The 25,192-nt window shown below is 45.4% G+C and carries 20 protein-coding genes; 12 read left to right on the forward strand and 8 right to left on the reverse strand.

Annotated features, from left to right (window positions below; all coding sequences use genetic code 11):
* The first annotated feature begins 45 nt into the window (after positions 1–45).
* The gene (locus ACYVD4_RS04620) at positions 46–573 is read left to right on the forward strand and encodes a hypothetical protein (RefSeq protein ID WP_460942851.1); all 528 of its coding nucleotides are present in this window, start codon (positions 46–48) and stop codon (positions 571–573) included.
* Positions 574–634: 61 nt separating this feature from the next.
* Here the strand turns inward: ACYVD4_RS04620 and ACYVD4_RS04625 are convergent, their stop codons facing one another.
* Positions 635–2,746: a prolyl oligopeptidase family serine peptidase gene (locus ACYVD4_RS04625; protein ID WP_460942853.1), complete on the reverse strand. Its 2,112-nt coding sequence runs from the start codon at positions 2,744–2,746 to the stop codon at positions 635–637.
* Positions 2,747–2,942: 196 nt separating this feature from the next.
* Here ACYVD4_RS04625 and ACYVD4_RS04630 point away from each other — a divergent pair, with 196 nt between their 5' ends.
* Positions 2,943–6,125 carry a ligand-binding sensor domain-containing protein gene (locus ACYVD4_RS04630; protein WP_460942855.1) on the forward strand — a complete coding sequence of 1,061 codons (3,183 nt, stop codon included), beginning with the start codon at positions 2,943–2,945 and terminating at the stop codon, positions 6,123–6,125.
* Here ACYVD4_RS04630 and ACYVD4_RS04635 read toward each other — a convergent pair.
* From ACYVD4_RS04635 to ACYVD4_RS04645, 3 genes are all read right to left on the reverse strand, one after another.
* The gene (locus tag ACYVD4_RS04635) at positions 6,122–6,661 is read right to left on the reverse strand and encodes a 3'-5' exonuclease (RefSeq protein ID WP_460942857.1); all 540 of its coding nucleotides are present in this window, start codon (positions 6,659–6,661) and stop codon (positions 6,122–6,124) included. The genes ACYVD4_RS04630 and ACYVD4_RS04635 overlap by 4 nt on opposite strands.
* Positions 6,662–6,937: 276 nt before the next feature.
* Positions 6,938–8,272, reverse strand: coding sequence for a hypothetical protein (locus tag ACYVD4_RS04640; RefSeq protein WP_460942859.1), 1,335 nt, complete (start codon positions 8,270–8,272; stop codon positions 6,938–6,940).
* 40 nt (positions 8,273–8,312) lie between these two features.
* A complete protein-coding gene (locus ACYVD4_RS04645; protein WP_460942861.1) occupies positions 8,313–10,733 on the reverse strand; it encodes a TonB-dependent receptor in 2,421 nt (806 codons plus the stop codon).
* A gap of 415 nt (positions 10,734–11,148) precedes the next feature.
* On the opposite strand from ACYVD4_RS04645, the gene ACYVD4_RS04650 reads away from it, so the two are divergent.
* From ACYVD4_RS04650 to ACYVD4_RS04660, 3 genes are read left to right on the forward strand one after another with little or no spacing between them, the layout of a single operon-like run.
* Positions 11,149–12,648 (forward strand): ankyrin repeat domain-containing protein, encoded by a 1,500-nt coding sequence (locus ACYVD4_RS04650; RefSeq protein ID WP_460942863.1) that lies wholly within the window; start codon positions 11,149–11,151, stop codon positions 12,646–12,648.
* 2 nt (positions 12,649–12,650) lie between these two features.
* A complete protein-coding gene (locus ACYVD4_RS04655) occupies positions 12,651–13,148 on the forward strand; it encodes a DUF2271 domain-containing protein (RefSeq protein WP_460942865.1) in 498 nt (165 codons plus the stop codon).
* A 57-nt stretch (positions 13,149–13,205) separates the two neighbouring features.
* Complete coding sequence (locus tag ACYVD4_RS04660) at positions 13,206–15,404, forward strand: PepSY domain-containing protein (protein WP_460942867.1); 2,199 nt, start codon at positions 13,206–13,208, stop codon at positions 15,402–15,404.
* 78 nt (positions 15,405–15,482) lie between these two features.
* On the opposite strand, the gene ACYVD4_RS04665 is transcribed toward ACYVD4_RS04660, so the two are convergent.
* The 4 genes from ACYVD4_RS04665 to ACYVD4_RS04680 form a co-directional block, all read right to left on the reverse strand.
* Complete coding sequence (locus ACYVD4_RS04665; RefSeq protein ID WP_460942869.1) at positions 15,483–16,469, reverse strand: FAD:protein FMN transferase; 987 nt, start codon at positions 16,467–16,469, stop codon at positions 15,483–15,485.
* Positions 16,470–16,517: 48 nt separating this feature from the next.
* Complete coding sequence (locus ACYVD4_RS04670; RefSeq protein WP_460942871.1) at positions 16,518–18,035, reverse strand: S41 family peptidase; 1,518 nt, start codon at positions 18,033–18,035, stop codon at positions 16,518–16,520.
* Between the two features lie 184 nt (positions 18,036–18,219).
* Positions 18,220–18,492: a hypothetical protein gene (locus ACYVD4_RS04675; protein WP_460942873.1), complete on the reverse strand. Its 273-nt coding sequence runs from the start codon at positions 18,490–18,492 to the stop codon at positions 18,220–18,222.
* Positions 18,485–19,459: an EamA family transporter gene (locus ACYVD4_RS04680; protein WP_460942875.1), complete on the reverse strand. Its 975-nt coding sequence runs from the start codon at positions 19,457–19,459 to the stop codon at positions 18,485–18,487. The genes ACYVD4_RS04675 and ACYVD4_RS04680 overlap by 8 nt, the downstream gene beginning before the upstream one ends.
* Before the next feature lie 58 nt (positions 19,460–19,517).
* Between ACYVD4_RS04680 and ACYVD4_RS04685 the strand changes: the two genes are divergently transcribed.
* From ACYVD4_RS04685 to accC, 7 genes are all read left to right on the forward strand, one after another.
* A complete protein-coding gene (locus ACYVD4_RS04685) occupies positions 19,518–20,066 on the forward strand; it encodes a YceD family protein (protein WP_460942877.1) in 549 nt (182 codons plus the stop codon).
* Positions 20,067–20,168: 102 nt separating this feature from the next.
* Positions 20,169–20,363, forward strand: coding sequence for a 50S ribosomal protein L32 (rpmF, locus tag ACYVD4_RS04690; protein ID WP_157587039.1), 195 nt, complete (start codon positions 20,169–20,171; stop codon positions 20,361–20,363).
* A gap of 147 nt (positions 20,364–20,510) precedes the next feature.
* Positions 20,511–21,452, forward strand: a complete 942-nt coding sequence (plsX, locus tag ACYVD4_RS04695) for a phosphate acyltransferase PlsX (protein WP_460942880.1) — start codon at positions 20,511–20,513, stop codon at positions 21,450–21,452.
* A gap of 75 nt (positions 21,453–21,527) precedes the next feature.
* On the forward strand, positions 21,528–22,511 hold the full coding sequence (locus ACYVD4_RS04700; RefSeq protein ID WP_460942882.1) for a beta-ketoacyl-ACP synthase III: 984 nt from the start codon (positions 21,528–21,530) through the stop codon (positions 22,509–22,511).
* 88 nt (positions 22,512–22,599) lie between these two features.
* Positions 22,600–23,163, forward strand: a complete 564-nt coding sequence (efp, locus tag ACYVD4_RS04705) for an elongation factor P (RefSeq protein WP_460942884.1) — start codon at positions 22,600–22,602, stop codon at positions 23,161–23,163.
* An 85-nt stretch (positions 23,164–23,248) separates the two neighbouring features.
* Positions 23,249–23,728: an acetyl-CoA carboxylase biotin carboxyl carrier protein gene (accB, locus tag ACYVD4_RS04710; protein ID WP_460942886.1), complete on the forward strand. Its 480-nt coding sequence runs from the start codon at positions 23,249–23,251 to the stop codon at positions 23,726–23,728.
* Positions 23,729–23,825: 97 nt separating this feature from the next.
* Positions 23,826–25,169: an acetyl-CoA carboxylase biotin carboxylase subunit gene (accC, locus tag ACYVD4_RS04715; RefSeq protein WP_460942888.1), complete on the forward strand. Its 1,344-nt coding sequence runs from the start codon at positions 23,826–23,828 to the stop codon at positions 25,167–25,169.
* Positions 25,170–25,192: the final 23 nt, after the last annotated feature.

Genomic DNA, 25,192 nt, shown 5'->3' on the forward strand with positions numbered 1-25,192 from the left:
TCGCGCTTACTTTGTCCTAAGTTTTACATAAATCAGTTTTACCAAATGAAAAAAATCCACTTTACTATTTTATTGGCTCTTGGCATACTAGTTAGTACCCAGTCGTTCGCCCAATATAAAATTGACAAGGGTAACAAGCTTATCAACCTTGGTATTGGCGTAGGTGGTTATTCCAGTGCAGGTGGTATTGCTTTCGGCGGATCTGCCGATTTTGGTGTGGCACCTAACATTACTGTAGGTGGTCAGGTAGCATATCGTAGTTGGAATTATGGCTATTTAGGCTACAATGATAAAATTAATTATCTGTACTTCGCGGCTCGTGGCTCGTATCACTTCAACGAGCTTTTAAGTTTGAGCACAGATAAGGCTGACCTGTATGCGGGTATTGGTCTTGGTTATCAAAGTGTTTCTTATAGCGATAGCTTTGGAACCGGTTTCAATACATTTGGTAGCGGAATTTTTGTACCTATTCACTTGGGTGGTCGCTATTTCTTCAGCGAAAAAGTAGGTGCATTTGCTGAATTAGGAACTGGTGTAGCTCCCCTTATGCTAGGTATTACATTTGGCTTATAAGCTAACCTAGTAAATAAACAAAAACAGGCGGCTAATTAATTAGCCGCCTGTTTTTGTTTATTTACATGTTTTTAAGGCTCTTTATTCCCATATTCCACAGAATAAACGAGTAAATATCAGCGGCCGTTTCGATGTTCTTTTTTGTGTTGCTGGCACCATGACCTGAGTTGGTGTCAATGCGAATGAGCACCGGACTATTCCCTTTGTATACTTCCTGCAACGTAGCCGCATATTTGAACGAATGAGCGGGAACAACTCGGTCGTCATGATCGGCGGTGGTAATTAACGTAGCGGGGTAATTCAGATTTGATTTGAGGTTATGTATGGGCGAGTATGCATACAATGCCTTGAATTCATCGGCATTATCGCTGCTGCCATAATCGGCAATCCAGTTCCAGCCAATGGTAAATTTGTGAAACCGCAGCATATCCATCACCCCCACCTGCGGAATCGCTACCTGGAACAATTCGGGACGCTGGTTCATAACGGCCCCAACCAACAATCCACCGTTAGATCCACCCTGAAGTGCTAATTTTTCAGAACTGGTGTATTTCTGAGCGATCAAATATTCCGCAGCGGCAATAAAATCATCGAACACGTTCTGCTTCTTGAGCTTCATGCCCTGTTCGTGCCATTTCTCACCGTATTCACTACCACCACGTAAATTCGCCTGTGCATACACACCACCTTGTTCCAGAAATGCGATGCGGAACGGACTAAAAGCGGGTGGCAAGCTGACGTTGAATCCACCATAGCCATATAACAATGTCGGGTTAGTACCGTCCAGTTTCAGCCCTTTCCGATACGTTAGAAACATCGGCACTTTGGTACCATCTTTACTGGTATAAAAAACCTGCTTTGTTTCGTAATCAGCGGGTTTGAATGCAACTTCAGGAGCGCGGAAAACGGTGCTTTTCCGCGTAGCAATATCGTATCGGTAAATTGTGGGTGGAAACGTAAAGGATGTAAATGTGTAGAATACAAACGTATCGTCTTTCTCGCCACCAAAACCACCTGCCGAGCCTACGGCTGGCAACTGCACTTCGCTTTCGCGCTTTCCGGCATAATCGAAGACCTCAATTTTAGACGTTACGTCTTTTGTATATTCTACGAACAACTTTCCACCGGCGGCTCGTACGCTACCTTCGGCTATTGGTTCGGGGCGTTCGGCGATGAGGGTTGTAAATGCACCATTTTTTGTATCGAAAGCCAGCACTTTACTGTTCGGAGCATCTGCATTGGTCAGAATTAACAGCCGGGCATTGTCATTATCAACAACCCCATAGCTGAAATCAGAAACCTCGGCAATAACGGGAGCAAATGATTTCTTGGGCGACTGGGCATCCATGAAAAAGAGTGCGTTGCCATCTTTTCCTTTCCCCCGGTCACTTACCGATAATAACGCAAATCGCTCGTCGTCGGTCGTGCTTACAATATGAAAACGTTGCGGATGTTGCGCGTCTTCAAAAACCAGCCGGTCGGCCGATTGGGGTGTATTGAGTTTGTGAAAAAATACCTGATGGTTTTCATTTTTAGCCGCCAACGCACTGCCTTCGGGTTTTGGGTAGCGGCTGTAGTAAAATCCATCGCCCTGCCACGCTGCTCCCGACACTTTAACCCATTCGATTTTTTCGGGCAGATAGTTCTTCGTAGCCAAGTCCATAATTTGGTATTCCTGCCAGTCGGAGCCACCTTTCGATAAGCCAACAACGGCGTATTTACCATCTTTCGACAGCGAGAAAGCTCCTAATCGGGTCGTTCCGTCGGTCGATAACTTGTTTGGATCAATCACTACTTCGGGCTTTCCATCGAGCCCTTGTTGTCGATAAAGTACGGCCTGATTTTGTAAGCCATCATTTTTCGAGAAATAAAACCACCGACCCGTCGGACCGTTCCCCTTTCCGCTGGGTGCCGAATACTTCGGATAGTTATAAATTTCTTCCAGCCGATTCTGAATCTGTTTTCGGTATGGAATCTGCTCCAGATAATCGAACGTAACCTTATTTTCGGCTTTCACCCATTCGGCAGTTTCCGCCGAGCGGTCGTCTTCCAGCCAGCGATAAGGATCGGCAACCTGTTTGCCGTGATACGTATCAATTTGATCGGTTTTACGTGCCTGTGGATAAGATAGTGGGGATTGCGTTTGTCCCAGAGCAATGGACGTACTTAGCATAAGACAACAGGGAATTGTTTTCAAAAATTGCATAGCTTGTAGGTTGATGATCGCGCGTTGCTACGTAAAGGTACGTAAACCCGTTTTAACCTATTGTTCTTGTTCAGCGTTTTACATATCTGTTGGTTTACTAACATACGTAGCGAAAAAGTCGCTCTGTTCCAGTAATTTGTAAAAAAATCAGTTCCTGCAACGAATGCGACGGTTTGCTTTCATCTGTATTCATTTTCTTGTCTTGGCCTTATGCTCCCAAAGCGGGTGGGCCCAGTCAGATGGACGTAGCACTACTCCTTCGTTTCGTGTTCATCACATTAGCGTAAGTAATGGTCTTACGCAGGGTTCGGTCTATTCGATTCTGAAAGATAGTCGTGGTTTCTTATGGTTTGGCACGCAGGATGGACTCAATCGCTACGATGGACAACGGTTCCGAACATATCGTCCTATCATCGGTAATCAGGGGAAGGTCCAGACAGGTGCCATTCGGGGCAACAATATTCTGGGTATTGTTGAAGACCCAACGGGTAATCTATGGATTGGAACAGAAGCAGGGCTTAACTGCTACGACCGACAGCGGGATTTATTTAGTTGTGTTCTGACAAACACTTCCGGTCCCGATAAAACTCGTCTAAACAGTCGCACATTTCCTTTTTTTGCCGACACTACGTATCTCTTATACCTAAGCGATTCCGAAGGTTTGGTACGTTACGATTATCGGAAAGGCCACAAAACGGTTCTAACCCCCCAGCTCTCTCCTACTAAAGAATATGATTTATATAGCTCCGCCATCTTTACATCGGCCGGCGATGTTTGGTTACAAGCACCTACGGGCATGCTACGTTATAATCTGCACAGTAAAAAACTATCGGCTTATTTCAGCAATCATCCTCAAAACCAGTTTGGTCCGCCCTTAACCATTTATTCGTTTTTTATCGATGATCACAACGTAGCGTGGCTAGGCACGCAGAATGGACTGATACGTTTCGATTATCAGCAAAATACGTATCAGCACTTTCCGATTTCCGGCGCTTCTGCCCCCAGTGCCGTATTGAGCATTGCCCCCGATCAGCAAAGTCGACTGTGGTTAGGTACGCAACGTAGCGGTGTGCTTTATTTTGATAAACGCATGCAAACGTTTGGTCAGGTTCGGGATTTCGCCAGCCCATCCCGCCAATTGAATGAATTTACTATCAGCAAAATTTTCGTCGACGATCTGGGAATTGTCTGGGCCAACACCGATCCTGACGGCCTGATACGTATCATCCCCGAAGCCTTTTCGTTTAATGGTATGACCAAACGCCAGCTAACGGATTCACTGTCAGCGGAAAAGCAATTAAGTAATTATACGATACGCGGCTTTCTGGAGGAGCGATTCGACCGGATTTGGGTACTTACCGGAAAGGGAATTGATATAGTAAACCCGATTACCAATCGAATTACGGAGCGTTTTTTTTCCAACCCATCCAACAAATCAACGAATAACTTTCGGCTACGTAGTATATACCGCGATCCGCAGAAACGTATTTGGGTGGGTATAAACGGCGGTGTGCTCGCCTATCAACCAGGCACTAAAACATTTAGTCCAATTCTCTGGAATGCGTCGCACCAGAATCTGGTGGCCAATAATTACGTCCGAAATCTGGTTAGTCTTGCCGATACGTTGCTTGTGGCCGCTACCGAAGATGGGCTTCACGCATTGCAACCTCACAAACGAAGCTGGTCGAAGTTAGCGATTCTGTCGAATCAGAATGTTTTCAGCTTATGGTATAATGCTGCCATGCGCCAATTATGGGTTGGTACGTATCTGAATGGCTATTATTGCTACCAATTTGTTAATAACCAGTGGCGCTTGCTTAGATCGGGATTAAAAGGGTATACTATTCTCAACATTCGCCCAAATCCATATTCCTCGGTTTTATGGCTTTCCTCCGACAGAGGGTTGGTTGCTCTCGACGAAAAAACGGGGCGATTCAGGTTGTATACCGAACAAAATGGGCTGGCGAATTCATTTGTTTATGGTGCTCAGGTCGATGTTCAGCGTAATATCTGGTTAAGTACGAATCGGGGTATTTCCCGTTTAGACCCGGCTTCACAAACGATTAAAAATTTCACTCCTGCCGATGGACTTCAGGGCTATGAGTTCAATGGTAATGCATTCCTGAAAACGGCTAGTGGCGAATTATATTTTGGGGGCGTAATGGGTTTCAACCGATTCCGTCCCGATGTTTTCCGACAAAGTTTGTTCAATCCTCGCGTACATATTTATTCACTCAGTATCAACGAAGAGCCTTTTACGACCACAACCTACGTTGGTGAAACAAATAGTCTAAAACTAAATCATACGCAGAATACACTCGCGCTGGAATTTTCGGCATTGGATTATTTCAGCGATGGACACACTAACTATCAATATCAACTGACTGGTTACGATGCTAACTGGGTGATGGCAGGTGAACGTAACTACGTCCGTTACGCAAATTTGCCGCCCGGTCAATACATGTTTCAGGTGAAGGCAACTAATAAAGACAATCGCTGGAGCCATTATACACGTCGGCTGGCAATTCATATCGAACCACCGTTCTGGCAAAAACCGTCGTTTATTACGTTAACGCTGCTGATTATTATTGGGCTGATCTGGGCTTGGGTACGTCAGCGCGAACACACGATTCGCCAGCAACAGGCCGAAAAACTCCGGCTTGCCTACGATATTCAGGAGCAGGTAAAAAAGGAGATCGCCCGCGATTTGCACGATGAAATTGGTACCCGACTGGCCACCATTAAACTCTACACAACCCAACTCACGCAGGAAGCTGGTGAAACGCCCAAAATTCGAATTCTCAAAGCAACTATCTTCCAGCTCATCAACGACACGATCAGCGATATTCGAAACCTTCTGCGCAAGCTCAATCCGCAAACGCTGGAGCAGCATGGCTACGTAGCAACCGTAGAAGAACTGTTTTCGCGGATAAGCGCCAGCGATATAATCGACGCCCAGTTTACCTACGATGAACCCACCGAAAATACAGACCGGTTTCCGACCGATATGGAGGTGATGTTGTATCGAATTACGCAGGAGCTGGTCAACAATTCGCTCAAACACGCCACGCCTAAACGTATCGACTTAGAGATGTCGCAACAGCCGGGCCGAATCAGGCTAGTCTATAAAGATGATGGATCGGGCTTTGACTTTGATCAGGCTCGAAAAAATGCAGCCGGTCTAGGAATCAGCAATATAGAATCACGAGTTGCCTTACTGAATGGACAGATCTCTTGGCAAAGTAAACCCGGACAGGGTCTTTTGGTTACCATCGACATACCGATTAGCCCGGCTTATCAGAAAGCTTTTCACAAACCGTCGGGGCAAGTACCTCAATCCAATTAGAACGATTTGGATGGCAAAGCAGGTCGGGGAATTAATCCAAGCGCGTCATGCTGCATCAATAGCTCAAATAAAAGGACGGTTGCGGCAGCATCGCCCTGCGCACGGTGACGACCATTTAACGGAATATTCAGTGACCGACAAAGCTTACCCAAGCTATACGACGCATGACCGGGAATTAGCTTACGACTTGTCCGAACGGTGCAAATTGTCCGTCGAAAAAAATCGTAGCCGAGCCAGTTCATCTCTTTCTGGATGAAATTAAAATCGAAACTTACGTTATGGGCAATAAAAACAGCTCCTTCCGTAATTGCTAATATATCCTTTGCTACGTCGGCAAACGTCGGCGCATCCTGAACCATTTCATCCGAAATACCCGTCAGATGGCGGATAAAAGGAGGAATCGGACAACCGGGATTTAGCAAGGAGTGGAACGAATCGACCACTTGCTGACCATCATGCCGGAAAATAGCGATTTCGGTAATTCGAGATGGGCCTTTTACCCCACCAGTAGTCTCAACGTCAACGATACAGTACACAAAAAATCGTTTATCAGTATATTCTAAACACACATCTATTAGCTATGAGTTCGCTAACGTAGCGTTGTCGGGGCTTGATTAACGTATATAATGAATCTGTTTAGCCCTCCTACTCTATTTATTGCTAATTTATAACGTAGTACGTTCAGATTCGTCACATGGTCCAAATTTGAGCTACTACGTTCTCATTATTATCTCAGTGTCGACAACAAAAAAGCTGTTTCCCGATGGTTAGTCGAGAAACAGCTTTTCTAAAAATTAATCACTACGTTGCTATTAGAAAATACCAATGTAATGGTTTCCGGCTTTATTGACCAGCTTAGCACCTTTGGTAACGGCACCGGTTTTGCTGTTGATGATGTATATGTTTCCGTCTTTACCGACTGGCGTTACAGCAATATACACTTCGTCGCCACTAACCAGAATTCCCTGATACTGACCGAAATCAAGAGCTGCATCGTAAGCAATATCGTTTACTTTAGTCGCCGTTTTTGCATTCAAATCCAAGCGTGCTACGTATCCCTGCGAAGATCCATCCTGCGTATACAGCACATATGCAATGCCGTTGCCAGCATACTTCCAGCAATCGACATAGACGTTTTTAGCATTCAGTGCCGCGTCCAGACTAAATACGTATGAGTTGTCATACTCATTGCTCTGGTTGATTTTCAGAATATGCGAGCCTTTTGAATCCCGTTGCGTAGCCTGATAGATATTACCATCAGTAGCCAGGAACGAATTGTGGCTGCGGTAACCGCTGTTATCACCAAAACCTACTGTCGATGTGATTACTTTCGGATTCTCCAGCGAAGGATAATCAACCACAACCGCCTTAGAACCTAAACGTGTAAAGGTAGTCTCGGTCAGGCCAGTTGCCGGATTACGTTTCTGCATCCACGTACCGATGATCAGTTTGTTCTGCGCTTTATTCAGCACAGGCGCATCGAGCCGGAAAATGTTGTGGCCCAGCAATTCTTCGGCTGGTGTAAGCGGAATCTGGTATTGCTTATAACCCGAAATCAGTACTTTCTGAAGATCCAGCGCCAATACCGTAGCAACACCCCGGTAATAAGCAAACGCAGCTGTTGGCGTCGAACCCGTCGATGCGTTGTTCGCCACGATATTCGCTACGTTGACAGCAATACCTGTTTTGTCGGTATCGAACAGCTTAACCCAGCGTGGCGACGTACTGGCATACTGCGAAATGTTTACCGTTACGTCTTCCTGTGCAAATGAACCAGCCCCATTCACTTTATATCGGGAAAACTCTCCACCATTATCGCCTGTGTAAGCAATATTAAACAACGTTTTGCCATCTTCAGATGCCTGCAGACGAGCAGTACGGTTCGATTTTACGGCAAATCCATTATCATAAACGCTAATTGATTTATCTGGGTTTTTAGCGTCTGCTTTGCTCACCGAATAAACCATTGTTCCGCCGTTGCCATCGCCCGCCGTTGTTCCCATCAGGGCACCAGCTATTGTAATCCAACGATCTGCGGATGCGGATGGGTCCTCAATAACGGGGGCAGTTGTTTCAGTCTTACAACCTGAGAGGGAAAGTCCCACTACGCTACTGCATAACAAAAATTTTAAGAAATACTTTTTCATACCTAACCTATTAAACCGGGAATTTTGAGTTGTTATTGATTTAGAAGTTGTTGATTGCATAGTTCAATTTGATGTAAAAGGCGCGTCCGGGTTTTTGAACCGCGAAATTGTCGTAAGCCTGCTGGTCGAAAATGTTCTTCACGTCGGCGCTGACAATGATTCTTTTGTTTGGGAATACGTAGCTGGTTCCGATATCCTGAATGTACTGGCGCGGAGTTCTGAAGTCTTCAATATCCAGCCAGGTCGTGTAGAACCGCTCCACGAAGCCAAAGCCGTAGTAAACGTTTAGCATTGATTTGCTGCCGAACAAGTCCCGGAATGAGTATTGGGCCGTACCATTGATGGTAAAAAACGGCTCATTGGGCAACTGTTGATTATAGTAAGGATACTCCCGACCGTTGGCGTCGTTTTGCATGTTGAACACCGAGTTGAACTTGGAGAAATTCAGCCCAACGTTCAGATTCTGGTTGAACGAGTAATTTCCTTCCGCTTCAAACCCGATTGATTTGGCTTTTCCGAGGTTTTCGAAGGGGTCAGTTTGTACGGCATCGTTGAGCCGGGTATTCACGCGCCGTACAATTTTATCCCGCGTGTCGCGAATGAAACCGGATGCAGAAAACGAGTATTTGTGCTTACCAACAACGTATGGCCCAGCCCTGAATCCTACATTCAGGTTATTACTCACCTCGGGCCGGATACCAAAGTTCTCGACGATATTCTCCCCCGGACTTCCGAATACCTCGCCCTCAGAAGGTAATCGCACAGCTTTCTCCGCCGAAACCAGTGCGTATAAATTGGGCTTGATAGCATACGAGAAAGCAGCTCCGTAACCGGTCGTTTGCTTGCTGTTACCCTGTCTATCTTCCCGACGGGTGCTATTTCCCTCTACAACGACCAGCCGGGGATCTACTCTGTCTATTTTTTGTTGATAGTATTTACCAAAAATGTTGGCTCTCAGTTTAGTATCGAAAGCTTTTAGTTCGTAGGCAACAGACGTAATGTTTTTGGTCAGATTTCTGGTCCCTATAAACGACCGCTCAAGCTCCGACCGGATCATGTCCTGCTCGTTTCGATCTATCTGGTACAGAATATGATTAAGTACAATCCGGTGATTCTCATGAAAATCATAGTTGAACCCACCACGTATCGTTTTAACATTCCGGTCAATATGATTCAGCGTAGGTACTCCCTGCTGTGCACCACTTGGACGTAGTATGGGGTCACCGTTCAGACCGATGCTTTTTTCGCCAAACCAGTTGTAGTTCCAACGTACCGTATCAACGATCACCTCACTACGGCTGCTGGCCATTCCGCTCAGTGTAAACTCAAGTCCCTTTACGAGAAAGTTTTTCTTCCGATAGTTCAGACTAAAAACGTGCGCCTGCGACTCACTGAAACGTCCCTTATAGGGGATAGACATGTACGTACCATGCTGAATTTCATTGTAATCGCTTGAACCGTTGTAGCCAATAAAAAATTGATCGGCCCATTTTACGTCGGTAAATCCGGCTTCAATCTGTCCACCAACCGACCGATACGCATCGTTGAATCGTCTGGCTCTAACGTAGTCGTATCGACCGTTTGGTAAAATATTACGTACGAACTTTCCCCATACCTCGTAGTTATTGTCGGAGTAATTGTAGAACCCGGAGGCTTTTACCGTAAACCCAGTTTGGTTGTTCCGATACATTCCACTCAAATTGGCCTGTAACGTATTGAACGACCCGTAAGAAACAGAGGCTGCAAGGTTATTGCTCATCCCCTTTTTCAGAATCACATTGATGGCCCCGCCCAACGCATCATCGGCCAGATGCGCCGGAATCACGCCTTTGTAAACTTCAATTCGTTCAATATTGGCCGGAGGAATACTATTCAGGCTAAACGATGAGCCGTAGGTAGACATCGGAATACCGTCGATGAAAATACGTACCGACCCACCCGACATTCCGTTGAGGTTATAATTCACTGCCGAACCCAATCCACCATTCTGTCGAACCCGAACCCCGACAGATCGATCCAACATTTCGTTTGTTTGAAAATTTCGGGCTGCTACGTCCTTCGTTTCAATCACGTTGACAGCAAAACCTTGTGTTTCAATCTGTTTCTTTTCGGTTTTCTGTACGACACGTACCTCGGCGAGATCAAACACTGCCTTAACAACCGAAACGGATAAATCGTGAGCAGCTTTGTGAACGTGTAGTTTTACGCTTTTAGGCTGAATTTCAACGGATGAGATTAATACCTCATGGTGGCCATAGGGAACATTTTTGAGTTCGAAGCTTCCCGAGCCATCTGACAACGTAGCGATTTTGGTATTTTTTATCCGTACAGTTATGTGTCCAGCTCCTTCTCCGCCATCGAAATGAATTTTCCCACTCAGATTAGCAGTAGGAAATGAATTTGTCTGAGCATGAAGACAATAACTGATTAAACTAAGTAGTACTGTATAAAAGTATTTCATGCTTTAAAACGGCGGACCTTTCACTATTTATATAGAGACTAAATAAACGACCATCAAAAGTAATGGACAGCATTAAAAATTGATTAAACAAATTCAAAAAGCACAATAGATTCATGATTTATTTATGAATCTACCTTGGCTGATCATTATATACGTTTGGAGAGCTTAATTATGGGCTAAAATTGAAATCCCAAAAAGGTAAGTATGGCAATCAACTATCATTCAGCAAGTTATTAACACATTGATTTACCCTTTAAACAAGCTGGCAACAGAGATAATCCACTCCTATATCGTATAATAATTCTCTTCCATCATCTTATTTAGACTGGATCTTATTAAATTGCGCCCCTATTAGCCCTGAACACACATTAAAATATAATTAAAGGCTAATTCATATATTTCATCTCGTGTCAGCATGAAAAAGATAGCTATTGCGCTTTTTACATTCATTACACTTTCTGCTCAGGCGCAGAAAAACCCGTTGCTCGACCAGTCGTTCTGGCAGGGTAAACCCGACGTAGCGCAGGTAAAAGCAGAAGTCGAGAAAGGCAGCAATCCATCGCAAATGAACCCGTCGGGCTTCGATGCTGTGGTAATGGCCATCAACTCGGGCACTCCTGACGAAACCGTCAAATATTTGCTGCAACAGCCCGGCAACGAGGTATCGAAATTAACCCACGACGGACGTATCTATATTCACTGGGCGGCCAGCAAAGGAAACGTAGCACTGATGGAATATTTGCTCAGTAAAGGCTCGAAAGCTAATCTGGAAGATAACCACGGCATGACGGTATTGAATTTTGCTGCTGCCGGTGGCCAGCCCAATACGCAGGTTTATGATCTCTGCCTGAAAAACGGTGCTGACCTTAAAAAAGATTTGAATCATGATGGAGCCAACGCGCTCCTGATCGCTATTGCGAACGATAAAGAGCTGAAACTGACTGATTATTTCGTCTCGAAAGGGCTGGATCTGAAAAGCACCGATGCAGCTGGCAACAACGCGTTTAGTTATGCGGCTCGCGGTGGCAATATCGACCTGATGAAAGCCTTGATAGCCAAAGGTGTTCCGGCTCAGGACAATGCATTTATTATGGCTAGTCAGGGATCGCGCCGTGGACCAAATTCGCCGGAAGTATTCGCGTATCTGGAAACCCTGAAACTGAAACCAACCGTGGTGAACAAAAACGGAGAAAATGCGCTACACGCCATTGTTCGCCGTCCGCGCCAGAACGAATTGATCCAGTATTTCCTGAGCAAAGGCGTTGACGTAAATCAGGCCGACGAAGATGGTAATACCATATTTATGAACGCGGCTGCGTCAAATCGGGACGTAGCAGTGCTCGAACTGTTAGCCCCAAAAGTGAAAAATATTAATCAAGCGAACGAAAAAGGCGCAACGGCACTAGCGATGGCTGTAAAAGGTAATTCGCCAGAAGTAGTAAGCTATCTATTGAGCAAAGGTGCCGATGTAAAAGTTGTTGATAAAGCGGGGGATAATCTGTCGGCTTATCTGATTCAGGCTACTCCGCCGATGGGTGGAGCACGTCCAGAAACTGGACAACGTAAGGATGAGTTTACAGAAAAACTGACGCTGCTTCAGGAAAAAGGCCTAGACGTAAAAGCACCACAGAAAAACGGAAATACGTTGTACCATCTGGCGGTAGCTAAAAATGATCTGGGTCTGGTTAAAAAGCTGGAGCCACTGCAAATCGATATCAACGCGAAGAATAAAGACGGAGTCACAGCTTTGCACAAAGCCGCAATGGTTTCGAAAGACGACGCTATCCTGAAATATCTGCTCTCGATTGGCGCTAAAAAAGACGTATCGACCAACTTTAAAGAAACAGCTTTCGATCTGGCCAGCGAAAATGAATCGCTGTCGAAAGGCAACGTATCGCTCACTTTTCTAAAATAAGTATGTCTGGTTTACAGAAGATTGGCTTTCTATCACTGGCTTTATTCGTAGCGAGTTCATATGCTACGTTGGCACAGTCGACTACACAGTATAAATGCATGATTCAAATGTCCAACTACATGGGCGAAGGAGCCTACATTGTTGTGTCATTGATCAATGGAAAAGGAGCCTACGAAAAAACGCTCTACGTATTGGGTTCTGACAAAAAATGGTATCCCGACGTAAAGGAATGGCACAAGGCACTGGGCAAAAAAACGCCCAATATTAGTGCCATCACTGGTGCTTCGGTAGCGGGCGGTGATCGTAGCGTTGTGACGCTCGATATCGATAATTCGAAACTGAACAAGGATTACAAACTACGGTTTGAAAGTGCGGTTGAGGATAAAGAGTACTACGTTAAGGACCTCGAAATACCACTTACAACCGATGGTCTTTCGGCAAAAAGCGAAGGTAAAGGATACATCCGCTACGTTCGTTTCAGCCCAAACAGTGCCAATTAAGTTGCTTTAATCGAGTTACGACAACCTGAGTTGCGCTAATAAATAGCGGCCGATTACATGACCATTTCAATCTGGAGATACAGCCACTTAGCCCTGGCTGTATCTTCTTTTCTTTTATTGGCCCTTGCTTCTGTTACGGGCATTATTCTGGCTTTTGAACCCGTTTTGCAGAAAACGCAACCGTATCGGGTCGATGGGTTTGGAAATATTACGTTGGCGCAAACGTTGCCTGTTCTGAAAAAAAGCTTCTCCGAAATAAGCGATCTAAGCGTTGATGTTCACGGTTTTGTACAGCTAAAGGGCAGCGATGCCGACGGTAAAAGCCTGAATGCCTACATTGACCCCCGTACGGGCAAAGTGCTGGGTGAGCCAACCAAACAAAGCGAATTTTTTCAATGGGTAACGGCCTTGCATCGGTCACTGTTTTTGCACGAAGCAGGACGTTTTTTTATTGGCCTGACCGCGTTTCTGTTGCTCCTGATTTCGGTGTCGGGAACCGCACTGATTATTCAGCGCCAACGCGGGCTGAAGCGATTTTTTACCCGCATCATTCGCGACAATTTTGCGCAGTATTACCATGTAGTACTCGGTCGCTTGTCGCTCATTCCCATTTTCGTGATTGCTCTGTCGGGAACATACTTATCGCTGGCTCGTTTCGAACTGATCGGTTCAACGAAAATCGAATCGTCCGATGTTGATCTCGACAAAATCCAGTCGAAACCGGAACGGGAACTGGCCGATATACCTATTTTCCAACGTATTAAACTGGCTGATGTACAGAGTATTGAATTTCCTTTTTCGGACGACGTCGAAGATTATTACACGCTCAAACTAACCGACCGTGAACTGACCGTCAACCAGCTTACCGGCGACGTATTGACCGAAACGCCCTATCCAACAACTGTACTGCTGACGAATCTGAGCCTGAATTTGCATACGGGTCGGACGAACGCGATCTGGGCCATTATTCTGGCTATTGCTTCTGGAAATATTCTCTTTTTTATCTATTCCGGTTTTGCCATTACGTTGCAACGGCGTGCCAACCGATTCAAAAACAAGTTCAAAGCCGACGAAAGCCGATTCGTGATTCTGGTGGGTTCAGAAAACGGTACTACGTTCCGATTTGCCCGACTGGTGCAGGAACAACTGCTGAAGCAGGGCGAAAAAGTATTTCTGGCCGAACTCAATCAGTACGCTACGTTCCCAAAAGCTGAACACCTGATCATTCTGACCGCTACGTATGGATTGGGCGATGCGCCGACTAATTCCAATCGTTTTACTACGTTGCTTACTAAATACCCGCAAGCGCAGCCGATACGTTATTCGGTAGTCGGGTTTGGCTCGCGGGCTTATCCCGATTTTTGTCAGTTTGCGTTTGAAGTCAATACGTTGCTGTCGCAGCAGCCATGGGCTACGTCTCTAGTCGATATTCACACTGTAAACGACCGCTCTCCGGCCGATTTTAGTCTGTGGCTCGAAGCCTGGTCGCAGCAGACCAACCTACCGATGACGGTTTCGGTGGATGATTTGAAACTGCCAACTCCTCAACTGGAAACCCTAACTATCACAACGAATACCCGCACCACCCGCCCTGACGGTACGTTTCTGGTTCGGATGCGGGCCGGGCGTACACGTAGCGTTACATCGGGTGATTTACTAGCCATTTATCCAGCTAACGATCATCGTGAGCGTTTGTATTCAATTGGTGTGGTCGATAAAGAAGTGCAACTAAGCGTTCGACTCCACCAGAACGGACTGGGTTCCAGCTTCCTACATGAGCTAAGTGAAGGTCAGCACATTCGAGCCCGGATTGTTTCGAACGCACATTTTCATTTTCCCAAACAGGCATCGTCGGTGGTTATGATCGCCAATGGTACGGGGATTGCGCCCTTTCTGGGCATGATTAGCCAGAATAAATCGAAGATTCCATGCCATTTATATTGCGGGTTTCGAAATGCTACGTCCTTCCAAGTATATCGTGATTTACTGGAAACCAGCCATTCAGCTAATAAACTCACGAATCTACACGTAGCGTTTTCGCGTGAAGGTGAGCGTCAGTACGTTAGCGATTTGCTACGTCGAGATGCCGATTTTATTGCCAACGTATTGCTTACCAAAGGCGTTGTCATGCTATGCGGCTCATTGGCGATGCAGAAAGACGTTTTGACGTTGCTGGACGATCTATGCCAGCATAAATTGGGCAAGCCACTGAGTTATTTTCAGGCCCATAACCAAGTGCTGACCGATTGTTATTAAGCTGCAAGCGAGTATATACCTGTTTGTAGCATCTATGTTGAAATCAGCAGTGCCATAAAAGTGACTTGCATCAATTGGTTACAACCGATTTTGTTTTATGTCTAAATCCGGCGATGAAAGAATGTACCCGTCGTCAGTGATCAGGATATATTGATAGTCAGGATACTTTTTAAGCAGATTCAACCCGTTTTCTTTTCCTAATACCATTATTGACGTACTGAATCCATTGGCTTTTTCAGCACTAGGGCCGAAGACTGTTACACTGCTAACACCCGTGGCCGGATAGCCCGTTTTTGGATTGATAATGTGGGCGTATCGTTTGCCATTGAACATCACGAACTTTTCGTAACTTCCCGACGTCACGACTGCCGGTTGACGTAGTGGCACAATTGCGAAAATTGTATCCCGATGAAGTGGATTCGTGATACCGATAGTCCAGGGTTTGCCGTCTGGTTGTTTTCCCCAAGTGCTCATGTCGCCCGAGCCATTCACAATACCTGCTTTGATGCCTCGCGACAGCATCATTTCTCGACAGCGGTCGGCGGCATAACCTTCGCCGAGCGCGCCGAAGCCAATTTTCATCCCTTTTCGCTTCAGGAATATGGTCGATTTTACCTTATCTAGTTTAATATTTTGATAACCAACTTTTTCTACGGATTTCCGAATCGCTTCCGGGCTGGGCATTTTGGCCATTGAGCCATCGAATTTCCAGATTCGGTCCATAGCCGCAAAGCTAATGTCGAAAGCACCGTTGGTAATTTTTGAGAAGTGAAGTGCCCTTTCAGTTAAGGCAAACACTTCGGCATCTACCCGAACAGGCGCAATACCAGCGTTTTTGTTGACAAGGGAAATCTGCGTTTCTGCTCTCCAGTCGGATATCAGATTTTCGATACGTGTTACTTCAGCAATTACCGTATCAATATTACGTTCGGCCGTCAGCGAATCGGAAGCCACAATCGTAATATCGAACCGGCTTCCCATCAACTTAACGGTTCGTTTTCGAACAATCTGGGCCTCGGATTCAAAGCTCAGTAAGATCAACAGAAAAAGGGCAATTCTTGTCATGACACAAAGGTCAGACAATTCTTCAGGAAGATCGCACTGGTTTGGCTTCTAATCGGTCGTTCCTTTCAATCCGATCGAAGCCTGCAAAGGCCGTTGGTGCATCGGTTGGCGGGCCACTACGCCCTGCCGAATGAGTTGAATGGTATAATTCAGCGTATAGTCTCGGTTACTCATCAGATCTTCGAAGGTGCGATTCACCTCAAAATCGGGCTCTACTGTAAATCCATTCGCGCAATTTTCATCGACGGCGTGCGTCAACTTCTTTAGGGGCATTCTCAACTGAATCCGCGAATTTGGCAACGTAACGGTTTTAAAATGGCCGGCGAAATCGCCCCAATATGCGCTACCACAGGCTTCGCCTACAAACGTACCAAGGCCAGCATCCAGCGTTTTAGCCATTACCGACGTAGCAGCCGAGAACGATGCACCATTCATCAGAAAATATAGGTTTCCTGCAAAAGCGTCTTTTTTGCGGGGATGATATTTATACTTTGTTGACCGACTGGCAAAACCTCCGGTGTGATTAGATTTATATTGTAGGCTAAAATTGAGAAAGGAAAACGGATTCCAGCGCGCAACCAATTCAGAACGAGCCGCTTTTTTCATTTCTTCGTTTGCCATAATTCGAAACGGTTTGGGCATCCAGTAACGTAGCAGTCGAGCTGAATTCAGCACAATTCCGCCCCCATTTCCCTGCATATCCACAATCAGGTTCTGAACATTCTGTTCACGTATCTGCTTAAAAGCCTGCTTGAGTTTGCGATTAAATGCCCATTGAAACGGATCTTTTTTCTTCAGACCCATAAATGACGATACACGTAGCACAGCCGTATGCGTCAACGTATCAACCACACGTACTGATAAGTTGGCTGGCTGATTAATTTCAACCCCATATCGACGTCGGATCGTGTTTCGGAATGTGTTCAGGTTGGGACATTTCAACCGGGTTTGTCTCACCAACGTATCACCCCGAAGTCGATACGTTATCGAAATTGAATCAGCAGAGCCATACCAGGCTGCGTAGTAGTCGGCAAATTGCACGGTGCTCCACTGTCGTCGTCCGGTAATATTGTCGCCATCAGATCCCGAACGGTCGGCATTCATCAATTCCTGATGCAGATCGGCAATGTTACGTCCATTGATGGTTAATAATTCCGTACCACGCTGAAGACTGGTATCGGCCGATACGTTATGGCTTATGTAATACGTATCGTCTACCGGGCGGATATAGAACGGGATGAACCGGGTTTGTTTGCCGATATAGTTTTTACGATGATTAAGATTTGTGTGACCGTCTTTCAGCGCAGCCACATAGGGGCTGATGTGTTGATAAAACGTCAGATAATTGACAGGAGTTGTCAGGCCGTTATACAGCGAATCATACATTCGCTCCATCCGTAGCTTGGGTGTATAATAACCCATACCCGGATGCAGTACATCGATCTTGTGTTTAAGGTAAGTTAAATCGGCGCGCGCCTGTTCTGGGCTAATAGTTTGTGCATGTAAAACTGAACGAGCTGTTCCCAGTACCAAGCCCGCCAGCACCAAAATTCCCCCAATCTTCATCGATACAAGTTACGGTATACACTAACTCTTGCGAGTCAGGTAGTTTTTGTAAGGTGAAGATACAATTTGGCGTAACTATAATCAATAAAAAAGGTTTAAGACTTTTATAAAATTTTGTTAATTGTTCTTAGACGAAGGTAACTCCAGAAGTTAATCAGCTTATAATCAATACAAAATCCGTAGGCTAACTGTCTTTCTGATGAGGAATTACTGTCCAATGTTTTACGTGGGGCAAATGTTCGGCAACAATTGTGGTGGCTACATCTTCCAGATTTTCTTCGTTGGTCGTAAAAAACAGACTATGCGGCTGGTCGCCTTCCTGTGTAGAACGGACTTCATAATATTCGTTATGATGTTCTATAGCGTGTTTATCAACAAGTTTGTAGTTGCTCATACGTAACTGGTTCTTAGAGGTTCGGTAGTTATTAACTCGTTTTTCAGTAAGCTGTTTATCCATAGAGCGTAATTAATGCAGCACCTGCAACCATAATAGAAGCCCCAACCAGTTTCCGGGCAATGCCGCGTTCCTGAAAAAACTGGTAGCCAAACAGAACGCTGAACAAGGCTGATATCTGAAACAATGCCAGCGCATAGCCTACCGACATACCCTCCAATGCTACGTTACTGGCCAATTGTGTAATACCAACTGATAAACAGAGGCCCATAAATATCAGTTTTTCCGAAAATAAGCGATTCATCTGCGGTCGCCATTGTTTACGCATGGTGAGAAAGATCCAGACGAGTGTACAAACAAAACCCAGCAGACACCAATAGAAAAAAGCAATCATTGGTGAAGATACGAGAATGGCTTTTTTCAGAAACACACCGTCTATTGCCGAAAAAATCAAGGCCGCCAGTCTCAATTTTATTTCCGGTCGCTGAACTATATGCCAGCCTAAACTGCTACGTTGCCCTTTATCGGCCAGTACTACGTAGCTGCCCACTATAATCAACCCCATACCAGCTAACCCCCACCATCCAGGAATTTCGTTTAGTAAGAAAATTCCTACGAAGAGTCCCACTACAGATTTGTAGGCGTTAATAGGGCCAAGTACTGATAAATCGCCAATATGGAGTGCCTTCACCAGAAAAACGTTACCGAACATAGCTAATACACTCGTTATGAGCATACTAGTCCAGAATTCAGTTGGTAACCCATATAATCGTAACTGTGGCCAGAATAGCATACAGACAACGCTCAACAAACCATACGTAGCTGAAATTACGAATACCGGGTCGGCGGTACGTTGTGTAAGTTGTTTTTGAAATACGTTGGCTAATGGATTGGCGATAATACGTATCAATACCGCAAACGTGGTCAGCGTAATAACAGTCAATAACATATATTGTCGCTTAAATAATGCCTGTAAGATAGCCAGTCCATCCAGAAAATATAATTCGATTAACCTTTTTCCGGGTTTCACTTTCCTGATTCACAAACGTTTCGTACCTTTGCGGTCTTATTTTTGGAGAGGATAAAAAGTGAACCCGCTACGCGCATACGATATCCATATTGCTGGATTAGACAATAAACGCTATGAGTACGATTTTACGTCGGAAGATGCGTTTTTTGCTGCATTGGAGCAGGAACTTATCCAGAAAGGGAACATTCAGACGCATTTAGTTCTCGATAAGTCAGAAACGATGATTCGGCTGGATTTTCATAGCACAGGTATGGTTGAACAAACCTGCGATCGGAGTCTGGATGAGTATGAGGAGCCGATTGATACTCGGCAAACGATGTTGTTGAAGTTTGGCGATCACAACGAAGAGTTGAGTGACGAAATTGAACTCATCGAACGTAACACGCCAACCATCAACGTAGCACGATACATTTTTGAGTTTATCAGCTTATCGCTTCCAATGAAACGGCTTCATCCCCGTTTCCGCAACGAAGACGATGAAGAAGATAGCGAAAACCAGAACGGACGTGTTATTTATCGTTCGGACGACGAATCAGTAAACGACAATGATGATCAACAGGGGATTGACCCTCGATGGGCAGCTTTGCGGAAATTAAATAACAATTAAAAAGAGCTGTAGTGTTAAAAGGTTGTCGGGTTATAAAGGTTATGGCCATTTCAACTACTAACGCTACAACTGTATAACCATACAACTAGATAACTAAAAACAATGGCACACCCCAAACGACGCCACTCCAGTACTCGCCGTGACAAGCGCAGAACGCACTATAAAGCTACGCCTGTAGCGCTTTCGACCGACGCTCAAACTGGTGAAGTTCATCAGCGGCACCATGCCCACGTTTTCGAGGGCAATTTGTTCTATAAAGGCCAAATGATCATTGAAAATTACGCCAAAACGGCCTAAATTTTACCGATTTTAGATAAGTATTTCGCAGATGTCTTTCCGAAGATGAACGCGAAATACTTTTTTATTGCCCGTTACCTGCCTATTTTTACGCATATTTAGTCTACTGATCCAGTTTTGCTGGGAGGTATTGAAAAAACGGAGTCAATGAAAATTGCAGTTGATGCAATGGGTGGCGATTTCGCTCCCGACGCTATTGTGGAAGGAGTTGCGATGGCCGCTGCCGAATTGCCAGAACAGGTAACTATTGTACTGATTGGTAAGGAGTCAGTAGTTCAGGAATTGCTTCATACCTATGGAGTCGACACGGCCTCCAATATTGAATTGGTAAATGCCGACGATGTTATTGATATGAGTGAGCACCCCACAAAGGCGCTTTCTCAGAAACCCAATTCCAGCATCGGAATTGGGTTTAAGCTTTTGAAAGAAGGGCAGGTTCAAGCATTTTGCAGTGCCGGTAATACGGGTGCCATGCACGTGGGGGCTCTGTTTAGCATTAAAGCTATTGAGGGTATCTTGCGCCCATGTATTGCAGGCTTTGTTCCACAGATTACAGGTGGTCACGCCGTGATGCTCGATATTGGTGCCAATGCCGATTGTAAGCCAGAAATGCTCGCGCAATTTGGTCAAGTGGGGTCTATTTATGCCCAATACACCTTCGGTATCGACAAGCCACGCGTTGCCCTAATGAACATCGGTTCGGAAGAACAGAAAGGTTCGCTGGTTGCTCAGGCAGCCCATCAGCTTCTGAAAGAAAATCGCCGGATAAATTTTGTCGGAAATATGGAAGGAGGAGACTTCTTTGCCGGTAAAGCTGATGTAATCGTTACCGATGGATTTACAGGTAATACCATGTTCAAGTTGGGCGAATCGTTTTATGGCATCAGCAAACAGCGCGGTATTAGCGACGACTTTTTAGATAAAACCAACTATGAGTCTGTAGGTGGTAGCCCCATTTTGGGTGTCAATGGCAACGTGATTATTGCGCACGGTATTTCGTCGCCGTTAGCCATCAAAAATATGATTAGTCTGGCCATCCGTCAGGTTGAGTCTGACGCCTACACTAAAATTGCACAAGCCCTCAGTTGATACGTATCGGCAGGTGATCAAACGTTCTGTCAGAACGCCATTGCTTAACGATATCTGTTAGCTGTATCTGAACTTATGAGTAAAGCTGCCATTACTGGAATTCACGGTTATATTCCCGATTATGTGTTGACCAATGCCGAATTGGAACGCATGGTGGATACGAACGATGAATGGATTACGAGCCGCACAGGAATTAAAGAACGGCATATTCTGAAAGGTGAAGGTCTTGGAACGTCTCATATGGGCGCAAAGGCAGTGGCAGGCCTCCTTGAGAAGTTAAATACGAAGCCAGAAGAAGTTGATTTATTAATCTGTGCCACCACCACTCCTGACTATGTGTTCCCTTGCACGGCTAACCTTATCTGTGATATGGTTGGAATACGTAATGTGGGAAGTTTCGACATTCAGGCCGCCTGTTCAGGCTTTTTATATGCTTTAACGATTGGTAGGCAGTTTATTGAAGCAGGAAATTATAAGAAGGTTATTGTTGTCGGAGCCGATAAAATGTCGGCTATTACAGATTACAGTGACCGAACGACCTGTATTCTTTTTGGTGATGGTGCCGGGGCTGTTATGCTCGAACCAAACGATGAAGGTTTCGGAGTTCTGGATTCGATTATCAAATCGGATGGAGCCGGTCAGACTCATTTATTTCAGAAGGCTGGCGGTAGTAGATACCCACCCACCCACGAAACGGTTGAAAAACGGTGGCACTACGTCTATCAGGATGGACCATCGGTATTTAAATTTGCCGTTAAGAATATGGCCGACGTATCAGCTGAAATTATGGAGCGTAACCACCTGACTGGCGACGATGTAGCTTGGTTAGTACCGCATCAGGCGAATAAACGTATTATCGACGCTACGGCCCACCGGATGGGTATCGACTCAAATAAAGTCATGCTGAATATCCATAAATACGGCAACACTACAGCAGCCACCATTCCGCTCTGTCTGTTCGATTACGAATCACAGCTAAAAAAAGGAGATAATTTAGTACTGGCTGCTTTTGGTGGAGGTTTTACGTGGGGAGCAGCTTATGTAAAATGGGCATATTAATTTTATATATGATGCATGAAACAGCATATATGGGATTTTCTCACGTAGCAGTTCATATATCATACACTTTACATCATATATCTTAAACATGGCAACAACCGCAGATATCCGCAACGGGCTGGTTATCAACTTCAACAACGACCTTTTCCAAATCACGGAGTTCCAACACGTAAAGCCGGGTAAAGGCGCAGCCTTTGTACGTACTAAATTAAAAAGCCTGACCACTGGCCGAGTTATTGACAATACCTTTAACTCAGGCGTTAGCATTTTTCCTGTGCGTGTAGAACGCCGGAAATTCCAGTACCTCTATAAAGATGAATCTGGGTTTAACTTTATGGATCAGGAAACATTTGATCAAATCAACATCGACGAAAAAATCGTTGAAAGCGCTGATCTGATGAAAGAAGGTCAGGAAGTTGAAATTATGATGAACGCAGAAAACGATACGCCGTTATCCTGCGAACTTCCTCCTTTTGTTGAGCTTGAAGTTACTTATGCCGAACCAGGTATAAAAGGCGATACGGCCAACAGTCCTAAAAAACGGGTAGAAGTAGAATCGGGGGCTAAAATTATGGTTCCGTTGTTTATCGAATCGGGCCAGAAAATCCGGGTCGATACGCGCACACGCGATTATGTTGAACGAGTGAAATAACGATCCTTAAACAGTTATTCGTCAATACAGTTAGAAAGTAAACCTCTTTCCTAACCTACACTAATTAACTGTGTGACTAAAGAATATGACGACAAAAGACATACAGCAACTTATCGACTTCATCTCTCAATCGGGTTTAGACGAAGTTAACATCGAAACGAACGACCTGAAAATCAGCGTTAAGCGTTATGGTTCAGGCACTCCAGTGGTCCCAGTCCCTGTAGCACCAGTAGCGCAGGCTCCCGTAGCTGTTCCTCAGCCAACAGCTCCTGTAGCAACACCTGCGGCTACTACACCCACTGCGCCTAAAGCCGATACGTCGAACTACCTGACTATTAAATCGCCGATGATTGGTACGTTCTATCGGTCATCCAACCCTGAGACGCCTTCGTTTGTTGAAGTTGGCGATAATGTAACCGAAGGAAAAGTGGTTTGCATTGTCGAAGCTATGAAGCTTTTCAACGAAATAGAATCAGAAGTTTCTGGACGTATCGTAAAAGTTCTGGTCGAAAACGCTACGCCCGTTGAGTACGATCAACCTCTGTTTTTGGTAGAACCCATTTAAAATAAAGAGCGAAAGGGTGAAAGAGCGAAAGAGCGCTATACCGTAGTGGGTTGGCGCACAAATTTCGCTCTTTCGCTCTTTCGCTCTTTCGCTCATTATGTTCAAAAAGATCTTAATCGCAAATCGTGGTGAGATTGCGTTGCGAATTATTCGCACCTGCCGCGAAATGGGTATAAAAACGGTAGCCGTGTATTCAACTGCCGACCGTGATAGCTTACACGTGCGTTTTGCCGATGAAGCTGTTTGCATTGGTCCGCCCGCGAGCCGTCAATCCTATCTGAGTATTCCAAGCATTATTTCAGCAGCTGAAGTGACGGGTGCCGATGCTATTCACCCCGGCTACGGTTTCTTGTCTGAAAATGCTGAATTCTCGCAAATTTGCGCTGATTACGGTATAAAATTTATTGGTGCTACGGCTGAGCAGATCAATGGTATGGGCGATAAGGCGACGGCTAAAGCGACCATGAAATTAGCTGGTGTACCTGTCATTCCGGGTTCTGATGGTTTGCTTGAATCTGTCGAACAGGGCAAAATACTATCGGCCGAAATGGGCTATCCGGTTATTGTGAAGGCAACTGCCGGTGGTGGTGGTCGTGGAATGCGGATTGTACGTACGGAAGCCGATTTTGAAAAGGCGTGGAACGACGCCCGTACAGAAGCAGGTGCTGCGTTTGGTAACGATGGTCTTTATCTCGAAAAATTTGTGGAAGAGCCGCGCCATATCGAGATTCAGATAGTTGGCGATCAATACGGTAAAGTTTGCCACCTCTCTGAGCGTGATTGTTCGATCCAGCGTCGTCACCAGAAATTGGTTGAGGAAACGCCATCGCCTATTGTTTCAGACGAGCTTCGTCAGCAAATGGGGGAGGCCGCCATTAAAGGTGCTCAAGCCATTGGGTATGAAGGTGCTGGAACTGTTGAGTTTTTAGTGGATAAACACGGGAAGTTTTATTTCATGGAAATGAACACCCGGATTCAGGTTGAGCACCCAATTACGGAAGAAGTAACCGACTTCGATCTGATTAAGGAACAGATAAAAGTGGCGGCAGGTACCGAAATTTCTGGCCGAAACTACACCCCGAAACTCTATGCCATGGAGTGTCGGATTAATGCCGAAGATCCAGCCAATGGCTTCCGCCCATCGCCGGGTAAAATTACCAATCTACACTTCCCCGGTGGACATGGTGTTCGGATTGATAGCCACGTTTATACAGGCTACACGATTCCACCAAATTACGACTCTATGATTGCGAAACTGATTGTTTCCGGGCAATCTCGGGAGGAAGTAATTACACGTATGAAACGTGCTCTGCAGGAGTTTGTGATTGAGGGTATTAAAACAACCATTCCGTTCCATATCAAGTTGATGGATGATCCGAAATTCAAATCGGGCCAGTTCACAACAGCCTTTCTGGAAGGCTTCGACTTCAGTAAGCTGTAAGGCTCCGTCATGGGCAGTAAGCC

The organism is Spirosoma daeguense (assembly GCF_054776875.1).

Excerpts from the sequence above, each read along its gene's own strand:
- ACYVD4_RS04625 (WP_460942853.1), bottom strand. The coding sequence starts at position 2,746 with ATGCTAAGTACGTCCATTGCTCTGGGACAAACGCAATCCCCACTATCT.
- rpmF (WP_157587039.1), top strand. The coding sequence starts at position 20,169 with ATGGCACACCCCAAACGACGCCACTCCAGTACTCGCCGTGACAAGCGC.
- accB (WP_460942886.1), top strand. The coding sequence starts at position 23,249 with ATGACGACAAAAGACATACAGCAACTTATCGACTTCATCTCTCAATCG.
- ACYVD4_RS04655 (WP_460942865.1), top strand. The coding sequence starts at position 12,651 with ATGTCTGGTTTACAGAAGATTGGCTTTCTATCACTGGCTTTATTCGTA.
- accC (WP_460942888.1), top strand. The coding sequence starts at position 23,826 with ATGTTCAAAAAGATCTTAATCGCAAATCGTGGTGAGATTGCGTTGCGA.
- ACYVD4_RS04675 (WP_460942873.1), bottom strand. The coding sequence starts at position 18,492 with ATGGATAAACAGCTTACTGAAAAACGAGTTAATAACTACCGAACCTCT.
- ACYVD4_RS04620 (WP_460942851.1), top strand. The coding sequence starts at position 46 with ATGAAAAAAATCCACTTTACTATTTTATTGGCTCTTGGCATACTAGTT.
- ACYVD4_RS04630 (WP_460942855.1), top strand. The coding sequence starts at position 2,943 with ATGCGACGGTTTGCTTTCATCTGTATTCATTTTCTTGTCTTGGCCTTA.
- ACYVD4_RS04650 (WP_460942863.1), top strand. The coding sequence starts at position 11,149 with ATGAAAAAGATAGCTATTGCGCTTTTTACATTCATTACACTTTCTGCT.
- ACYVD4_RS04700 (WP_460942882.1), top strand. The coding sequence starts at position 21,528 with ATGAGTAAAGCTGCCATTACTGGAATTCACGGTTATATTCCCGATTAT.
- ACYVD4_RS04665 (WP_460942869.1), bottom strand. The coding sequence starts at position 16,469 with ATGACAAGAATTGCCCTTTTTCTGTTGATCTTACTGAGCTTTGAATCC.
- ACYVD4_RS04640 (WP_460942859.1), bottom strand. The coding sequence starts at position 8,272 with ATGAAAAAGTATTTCTTAAAATTTTTGTTATGCAGTAGCGTAGTGGGA.
- ACYVD4_RS04670 (WP_460942871.1), bottom strand. The coding sequence starts at position 18,035 with ATGAAGATTGGGGGAATTTTGGTGCTGGCGGGCTTGGTACTGGGAACA.
- ACYVD4_RS04645 (WP_460942861.1), bottom strand. The coding sequence starts at position 10,733 with ATGAAATACTTTTATACAGTACTACTTAGTTTAATCAGTTATTGTCTT.
- efp (WP_460942884.1), top strand. The coding sequence starts at position 22,600 with ATGGCAACAACCGCAGATATCCGCAACGGGCTGGTTATCAACTTCAAC.
- plsX (WP_460942880.1), top strand. The coding sequence starts at position 20,511 with ATGAAAATTGCAGTTGATGCAATGGGTGGCGATTTCGCTCCCGACGCT.
- ACYVD4_RS04660 (WP_460942867.1), top strand. The coding sequence starts at position 13,206 with ATGACCATTTCAATCTGGAGATACAGCCACTTAGCCCTGGCTGTATCT.